Annotated in this window: 1 protein-coding gene and 1 pseudogene; both read left to right on the top strand. The window is 36.8% G+C overall.

From position 1 onward, the window contains the following. A pseudogene (locus EHR01_RS10520) lies at positions 1 to 300 on the top strand (GDSL-type esterase/lipase family protein); the annotation flags it as partial. 210 nt (positions 301 to 510) lie between these two features. Then, positions 511 to 1,323, top strand: a complete 813-nt coding sequence (locus EHR01_RS10525; RefSeq protein WP_135694751.1) for a hypothetical protein — start codon at positions 511 to 513, stop codon at positions 1,321 to 1,323. Positions 1,324 to 1,636 lie beyond the last annotated feature (313 nt).

Raw genomic sequence — 1,636 nt, forward strand, 5'->3', positions numbered from 1 at the left:
GATAGTAAATATAATGCTCTACCACCAATTATAAAAGCTAGAGTCAGGGTAGTAAATATGTTTAATCTCTTAAATGACCAAAATGATTACTCTCAAGACGGCATTCATCCAAATGCTAGAGGATATTTCAAAATGGCATGTAATTGGATGGCGGGAATAAACAATTCAAATCCTTCCGGACCATGTACTGGATTAAATTTCGAAAAATTAAAAATACAAATGAATTCTAAAGGTTTTGATGACAATGATTATAAATCGCCAAAAGACAAAATAGAAAAACTTATAAAAGGTGAACTATAGCTCCCAATTCTAACTCCGAACGTCGTATAACAACGGCGAATCGCTGCACTTCGGGACTGGCGCCCTCGTTTGGGCTGCGCCACATTCCTCTCCGTCACGTCTCTTGCCTTCGCAAGATTCGCGCCGACGCTAACGCCTCCTACGGAGGCTCAGCTACGAGGAACGTCGATTAGCCTAGTTCGTTAAGCGAAATCCATTAAATATAAATTTATGACAAACGAAATTCAAGACAGCATAAAAGATCAGATTAAACAACGACTTTTAGACCCACTAATTGGAATAATAATATTATCAACTATTTCCTATAATTGGAAATTAATTTCAATATTATTGTTCGATCAAAAACCGATAATTGAAAGAATAAACTATATAGAAAGTGTATTCTTTTCTAAGCCAGAAGATTACTTATTTCATTTTGGCTTTCCTCTTCTATTTTCAACAATCTGGTTTCTTCTATATCCGTACCTAAGACATTTTACATCAATATATTACACTTGGAGTTTTTTGCGAACAGAGAAAACAAAAAGAGATATTACAAATAGAATAAATAACATGTCGAGATTGGACTTTCTCGAAGAAATATATCAAAAATTACAATCAATCGAACAGCCACTAATTCGTTTTTATCAACTAAATAAAGGCGATCAAAATACATATATAATAATCAAATGTAACAGTGCAGAAATTGGAGATTGGATTAGCAACAGTGAGAATATTGGCAAACTCGCCTTCCAAAATAAGGATAAGACCATTTGGGCTACCGGCATCGTTGTTGAAAAATTTTTAAACGGGTATGTGTTAGTACAAACTTCCGGCGAGCTTCCTTGGGCTATTGCAGGAATAAGCATTGGTAAAACACCTAGTGGACCATTAGATTATTTTCTTAGCTCTTATCCTGGAAAAATGACTTTAGAAAAAGCAAATTCAAACAGAGAATCCCAACTAGTCGGGAGCTCATTCATAAATTCGGAAAATGTATTTTTTAAAATAAATCTCAGAGTAAGTAGAGAAGCTATAAAATAATGGACTTCGCTTAACAGCGGGGAAACGCTGCGCTTCGGCACTTACGGCCTCGCTTGGTCTGCGACACATTCCCCTCCTGGCACTCGCTTGCATACGCAAGCTGCATGCCAGTCCCTAACGTCCCGCTGGGACTCAGGGTCGGGGAACGTCGTTTACACTAGTTCGTTAATTGCAATTGGTCAGTCAGTATAAAAAAACGCGCAAATTTTTTATGTAAGTGTTGTCGATTTCGGCAGAAAAAACACAACGCTGTGTTACTCCATTTACGCATCTTAAAAGATTTGTGCTTTTAAGAATTAAGAGAAAATTTGCG

Origin of the sequence: Leptospira mtsangambouensis (assembly GCF_004770475.1) — a bacterium.
Taxonomy (GTDB): domain Bacteria; phylum Spirochaetota; class Leptospiria; order Leptospirales; family Leptospiraceae; genus Leptospira_A; species Leptospira_A mtsangambouensis.